General features: G+C 64.4%; 6 protein-coding genes. 2 read left to right on the top strand and 4 right to left on the bottom strand.

All coding sequences use genetic code 11. The features are described 5' to 3' along the window. The first annotated feature begins 119 nt into the window (after positions 1–119). Positions 120–1,004, top strand: a complete 885-nt coding sequence (locus AACS24_RS01930; protein ID WP_108572193.1) for a LysR family transcriptional regulator — start codon at positions 120–122, stop codon at positions 1,002–1,004. 28 nt (positions 1,005–1,032) lie between these two features. Here AACS24_RS01930 and AACS24_RS01925 read toward each other — a convergent pair whose 3' ends face one another. Genes AACS24_RS01925 through AACS24_RS01915 form a run of 3 tightly spaced genes read right to left on the bottom strand, consistent with a single transcriptional unit; the run spans position 1,033 to position 3,952 of the window. Continuing rightward, complete coding sequence (locus AACS24_RS01925; RefSeq protein WP_108572192.1) at positions 1,033–2,259, bottom strand: MFS transporter; 1,227 nt, start codon at positions 2,257–2,259, stop codon at positions 1,033–1,035. After that, a complete protein-coding gene (locus AACS24_RS01920; protein WP_108572191.1) occupies positions 2,256–3,155 on the bottom strand; it encodes a pirin family protein in 900 nt (299 codons plus the stop codon). The genes AACS24_RS01925 and AACS24_RS01920 overlap by 4 nt, the downstream gene beginning before the upstream one ends. Before the next feature lie 59 nt (positions 3,156–3,214). Further along, on the bottom strand, positions 3,215–3,952 hold the full coding sequence (locus tag AACS24_RS01915; RefSeq protein WP_108572190.1) for an isochorismatase family protein: 738 nt from the start codon (positions 3,950–3,952) through the stop codon (positions 3,215–3,217). 192 nt (positions 3,953–4,144) lie between these two features. Here AACS24_RS01915 and AACS24_RS01910 point away from each other — a divergent pair, with 192 nt between their 5' ends. Continuing rightward, positions 4,145–5,080, top strand: coding sequence for a LysR substrate-binding domain-containing protein (locus tag AACS24_RS01910; RefSeq protein ID WP_108572189.1), 936 nt, complete (start codon positions 4,145–4,147; stop codon positions 5,078–5,080). Between the two features lie 5 nt (positions 5,081–5,085). Here AACS24_RS01910 and AACS24_RS01905 read toward each other — a convergent pair. Beyond that, positions 5,086–5,839: LysR substrate-binding domain-containing protein (locus AACS24_RS01905; RefSeq protein WP_108572222.1), on the bottom strand; the 754-nt coding region annotated here is incomplete at its 5' end.

The following is a 5,839-nucleotide window of genomic DNA, read 5'->3' as shown; positions in this document are numbered from 1 at the left end:
TATCAGGGCAATCTTCATGGGGAACTCTCCTTCACTGTTGGAATGGGGCTATCCTACGCCGTCATTTATGATTTAATAATAACCTTAAAAATGCATTCACTTGTAAGCTGGATTTAATAATGGAACAGCTCAGACGTTACGCCATCTTCGCCGCCGTGGTGGAGGCGGGCAGCATGACAGGGGCGGCCAAATCCCTCGGCATGACCCCCTCTGCCGTCAGTCAGCATATCAGCCAGCTGGAGAGCCTGCTCGGGCTGCCCCTGCTCCATCGCTCTACCCGCCGCCTCAGTCTGACCGAAGCGGGAGAGGTGGTGTGGCAAGGGTGCCGGGCGTTGCAGCAGACCCTGAGCGAGACCGAGCTGCGCCTCTCGGAGGTGCGCGACGCCCTGCTCGGTGAAGTGCGGATCACCGCCCCGGTGGGGATGGCGGGTCAGCCGCTGGCACTGGCCCTCTCGCCGCTGCTGCAGGCCCACCCCGGCCTCACCATCCAGATCATCGCCGACGACGAAAAGCGGGATCTGATTGCCGAGCGGATCGACGTAGCATTGCGGGTCGGCAGCCTGCCCGACTCGACTCTGGTGGCCCGCAAACTGGGGCAAACCCGGATGCTGCTCTGCGCCGCCCCCGCCTATCTGGCACGCAAGGGAGCGCCGCGCACGCCCGCCGATCTGGCCATCCACGACTGGCTTTGCGGCGACATGCTGGGCAACGGTTTGCTGCTACTCGATGAAAAGGGGGGCGAGCATAGAGTGAGGTTCAAGGCCAAGGTGCTCTGCAACAACGTGTTGCCGCTGCGCCAGTTTGCGCTGGCGGGGCAGGGGATCTCGCTGCAACCGGAAGGGGAGATTGGCGAGGATCTGGCGCAGGGGCGTCTGCTCGAGCTGCTGCCCGGTTTTCGGGTGGCGTCGATGGAGATCCACGCCATCACGCCGCAGCGGGAGATCCCGGAGAAGGTGCGGCGGGTGGTGGAGGCGCTGCGCAGTTACTTCGCAGGCGTCTCCTGACACATATCAATGCGGCTGGGCCCCGCTGTCAGTTGGGCTCTTGCCCGCCAACAGGCGGGCGGTGCCACAGATAGAGTCCGATTGCCAGCAGCAAGCCGCCCAGAAAGAGCCAGCGAGCATTCCCCCAATGGCCGTTGTCCGTCATCAGGGTGGCCAGCAGCAAGGGCCCCAGCAGCTGACCGAGGTTGGCGAGCTGGACAAAAAAGCCCTGCACGATGGCCAGTTGCACCGGCCCCTGACTTACCCCCTGCGCTGACGAGAGGATAGCCGGCGGTGCCATGCCGCCCGACAGGGAGAGTGCGAGGCAGAGCCCATAAGCCCACCACGGCGACAGGCCGGGCCAGAAGGCGAGCATGCCGCAGAGCGCCATCAGGCCCAGTGCCCAGCTGATGAGCCGATCTCGCGCCACGCACCGGCGCAGCAGCCATGCCCCCATCAGGTTGCCGGGAATATTGGCGACCACCGCCAGTGCCGAGAGCAGGGCTATCTGGCTTTGGCCAATCCCGGGGCTGCCTTGCAACATGGTCGGCAGCCAGACAAAGAGCGCCCAGAGCATCAGGCTGTAGAGCGTGAACGCCAACCCGTAGCGCCAGAGTGCCTGCTGTCGGAGCACCGTGAGCTGGCGCAGTAGGTGGCTAGAGTTGATCGATTTTTTGGGTGTCCCGACCCGCAGCTTATCTGCCGGGCGACTGACGAGCAGAAGCAGCAGGGCTGAGAGTTGCAGGGCCATCAGGATCAGCCAGGCCAGGTGCCAGCCACCTTGCGCCGTGAGCCAGGGGGTGAGCAGCATGCCTGCCGCCGCCCCGAGGGGCAGGTTGACCGCCCACAGGCTTAGGGCCAGCCGTTTATCCTCCTCCCGGGTCACCGTCACGATAAAGGCGGGCATGGCCACCGAGACCAGCAAAAAGCCAATCCCCTCGACAATGCGCGACAGCAGCATCATGGCCAGCCCGGTGGCAGGCAGCGCCAACGCCCCGCCTGTCACGATGACAAGCAACCCGACAACCCCGGTTTGCCGCCCACTCCAGCGGGTCAGCAACAGGCCGAGAAAGAGGCTGAAGAGGATAGCCAGCGTATTGAAAGCCGAGGCGAGATAGCTGGCTTCGACCAGTGTCAGCCCCAGCTCGCTGCGCAGCATGCCGAGTACGGCGGGCACTTTGCCAAGGCAGAGGGCGCCGCTGGCACCGGCGAAAATGGCGAGGAAGACCAGAGGCCAGCGCGTGCTTTGTGGCTGGTGGCTAATGAGCGTGCTCATGGCCGATATTGGCCGTTGTGCAGCCAGTCATCGTTGAGCTGGCCAAATTCGCCGCGCTGATAGGCATGCAGCCGATCTGCAATGGCGTCGTGGCTGTTCATCACGAAGGGGCCATATTTGACCAGTGGTTCATTGAGCGCCTGGCCTGAGAGCAGCACGAAGTGGCAGGGCTCGGTGGCCTCAAGTTGCAGTGCCATTGCCTCGCCGCCATCGGCAGGGAGGCTTACCGCCATTCCGTGACCTGCCGGGATGAGGTGCCGCTCTCCCTCCGCCTGCAGGGTCAGCGACCCGGTCAGGGGATAGAGCATCGCATTCCAGCCTGCCGCCAGCAGATGGGTGAAGCGGCTGCCGGGCGCGCAATGGCCATCGAGCAGGGTAAAGGGTTGGGGCAGCGCCGCCGAGTGTGGCGCCGTTATGCCGTTGCTGTGGCCCGCGACCACCCGCACCCGAACCCCTTCGTCATGAAATTCGGGGATGGTGGCGGCGGCTGCGTGGATGGCAAATGGCGACGCCATCTTCTGACGGGCAGGCAGGTTGACGAAGATCTGCAGGGCGTGGACATAGGGCGATGCCCCCTCCGGCTGCTCGGTATGTACGGCCCCGCGCCCGGCTGCCAGCCAGTGCAGCGCCCCCGGTTCGATGGGGCCCTGATTGCCGAGGGAGTCGTAGTTGACGTGGGGGGCCGTCGAATCCTCGAACAGATAGGTGACGGCAGAGATCCCGGCATGGGGATGGGGTTCGAAGGTGGGGGCGGTCATCTGAAAGTGATCCACCATCACCACGGGGTCTATCAGACTGTTGAAAAAGTGTTCGCCAAAATGGCTGGCTTCAAAGCCGCTGCCAATGCGCAGTGGTTGGCCCTTGACGGGGGCGGAGAGGGTCAGGCGTCTGGTCATCAATGGATCCTCCAGAAGATAAAAGATGCCTTCGGTTACCTGACCGAAGGCGAGGCGAGTTAAGACTTCTTGGCACCCTCTTGCATCTGCCACACCAGGGTGGCGAAAGGCATGTCGAGGGCGCTGTAGACATCGTGCGCCTTGGGGTCGACGTTGCTGCGCAGCATCTCGACCGCGGCGGAGGCGTAGTCGGTGACTGGGATACCGGCCCCCAGCAAGCGTTGCAGCCCCGTGGTGCGCTTGGCTTCGTTAAAGGTGCCGGAGGCATCGAGCACCACCCGGGCATCATAGCCGGCAGCCTTGGCAGAGAGGGCCGGGAAGCTGGCGCAGATCTCGAGGGATACCCCGGCGATGATCAGCTGTTTGCGGCCGGTCTTCTCAATGGCGGCGCGCACGGCAGGATCGTCCCAGGCGTTGATGACGGTGCGGTTGATCACCTTCACATCCGGCAGGGCACTGGTCAGTTCGGGCATGGTGGGGCCCCACATGCCATCGGGCATGGTCGCGGTCACGATCACCGGCACGCCGAGGGCGCGGGCGGCGTTGGCCAGTGCCACCACGTTGTGCTTGAGCTCGCCCACCGTGGTGTCGCGCACGCCGCTCAGCAAGCCGACCTGATGGTCGACCAGCAGCAGTACCGCATTGTCTCGGGAGAGCATCTCCAGATAGCGGTTGGGTGATACAGTCGGATGGCTGGCAGCCTCGGCGGCCATGACCGGTGTCGCTGTGGTGGCCAATGTGGCTGTCAGGGTCGCCAGACCGAGCAGGGTGGCAGAGCAGATTTGTCGCAGTTTCATGGTGAACTCCTTGTGATATCGGAACAGTCAAACGGCCCTTGCTGGTGGGGCGGATTGCCCGCGCAGCAACCGTCTGATGGGGACAGGGCCATTATGATGGCTGCAAAAATGGCGACAATCTGGTGAAATAGGTTCTTATCGTTCCGCCAATGGAACGATGTGAATGCACCTCACCCTGACCAAGGCTGCCCGATGACACCACTGGAACTTGATTTGAATGATCTCTATCTCTTCACCCATGTGGTGCAGCGACAGGGATTCACTGCTGCCGCGCGGGCGCTTGGCGTGCCCAAGTCGCGGATCTCGCGCCGGATCCGGCTGCTGGAGGAGCGGCTGGATACCCGGCTGCTGCAACGTACCTCGCGCCAACTCAGCCTGACCGATGCCGGTGAGGTGCTCTATCGCCACTGTCAGGCGATGCTGGCCGAAGCGCAGGCGGGAGAGGCGGCTGTGCGGCAACGGCAGCAGGAGCCGAGCGGTCTGGTGCGGATCAGCGTGCCCATTACCATGGCCGATGCGCTGCTTGCCCGCTTGCTGCCCGCTTTCATGGCCCAATACCCCAAGGTGAGACTCGCCGTGCAAGCCAGCAATCGGCAGGTGGATCTGCTGGAGGAGGGGCTGGATGTGGTGATCCGCGGGGTGGCCTTTGAGCAGCCCCCCTCCAGCCTGGTGCAGGTGCCGCTCTGTACGGTGCAGTGGGGCGTGCTGGCGACCCCGGCGTGGCTCTCCCGACACAATGCGCTGGTGCACCCTAGCCAGCTGGAGGGAGAGGATGCCCTGCTTTTCAGCTCGCTGGAGCGTCAGGCAGATCTGTTGCGGCTGCGGCACGACAGTGGGGAGAGTGAGGAGGTGGCGGTCAATGTGCTATTGCGCAGCGACAATGTGCAAACCCTCAAACAGGCGGCGCTGGCGGGGCTCGGGATGGTGGGCTTGCCACTTTACGCCTGCGTGAATGAGCTGGCGGATGGGCGGCTGCAACAACTGCTGCCCGAGTGGCGCCCCAAAGATGGCAAGCTGGTGATGCTCTATCCCGCGCGGCGCGGTCTGTCACCGGCGGTCAGGGCCCTCATCGACTTTATCAAGGCGCAGTTGCCTGCACTGCTGGCAGAGGTCGGCCAGCCTCGCTGAGGGGGCTATCCCTCCATCTTGGTGCGAATGCGCTCGAACAGGCTCTGCAGGCAGGCTTGATCCCGATCGGCGGCCCGCACCGCGCCGTACATATGGCGACGAATACCACTCCCGAGGGGGCGGGCGCAGAGCATCCCTTGTCTGACAAACTCGTCGCTGGCCCAGCGCGGCAGGGCGGCGACGCCGAGCCCGGCGGCGGCCATCTGCAGCATCACCGAGGTGTTGTCCACCGGCTTGCAGCGGGCGGGCTCCACCCCGGCGGGTTGCAAAAAGCGGCTGAAGATATCCATGCGGCTGCGCTCCACCGGATAGACCAGCAGCACCTCCGCCTCCAGATCGCCCGGCTCGATGCGACTCTGGTGGCAGAGGGGATGATCCGGCGCCATCACCAGAGTGAGATCGAAGGCAAACAGCGGCTCGAAGTGGAGATCGCCGCGGGCCTGCACGTCCGAGGTGAGCAGCAGGTCGAGCTGGCCGCCGAGCAGGGCATTGATGGCATCAAAGCCCGGCACTGACTCCACCTCCAGATCCACCCCCGGCCACTGGCGGCGAAAATCGGGCAACAGCGGCAACAGCCACTGGATGCAGCTGTGGCAATCGAGCGCCAGATGCAGCCTGCCCGCATCGCCGCTCTGCAGGGCTTGCAACTGTTTCTCGGTCTGGGCCAGAGCGGGCAACACCTGACGGGCGAGGGCGAGCAGCTGGCTGCCGGCTGCGGTCAGCACCAGCGGGCGGCTTTTGCGCAGGTAGAGCTCCAGA

Source organism: Aeromonas sp. HMWF016, assembly GCF_963878195.1.
In the GTDB taxonomy this organism is placed as follows: domain Bacteria; phylum Pseudomonadota; class Gammaproteobacteria; order Enterobacterales; family Aeromonadaceae; genus Aeromonas; species Aeromonas lacus.
Note: the sequence above shows the minus strand (reverse complement) of the source record. Positions and strands in the feature narration are given on the sequence as shown.

Excerpts from the sequence above, each read along its gene's own strand:
- AACS24_RS01920 (WP_108572191.1), bottom strand. The coding sequence starts at position 3,155 with ATGACCAGACGCCTGACCCTCTCCGCCCCCGTCAAGGGCCAACCACTG.
- AACS24_RS01930 (WP_108572193.1), top strand. The coding sequence starts at position 120 with ATGGAACAGCTCAGACGTTACGCCATCTTCGCCGCCGTGGTGGAGGCG.
- AACS24_RS01925 (WP_108572192.1), bottom strand. The coding sequence starts at position 2,259 with ATGAGCACGCTCATTAGCCACCAGCCACAAAGCACGCGCTGGCCTCTG.
- AACS24_RS01910 (WP_108572189.1), top strand. The coding sequence starts at position 4,145 with ATGACACCACTGGAACTTGATTTGAATGATCTCTATCTCTTCACCCAT.
- AACS24_RS01915 (WP_108572190.1), bottom strand. The coding sequence starts at position 3,952 with ATGAAACTGCGACAAATCTGCTCTGCCACCCTGCTCGGTCTGGCGACC.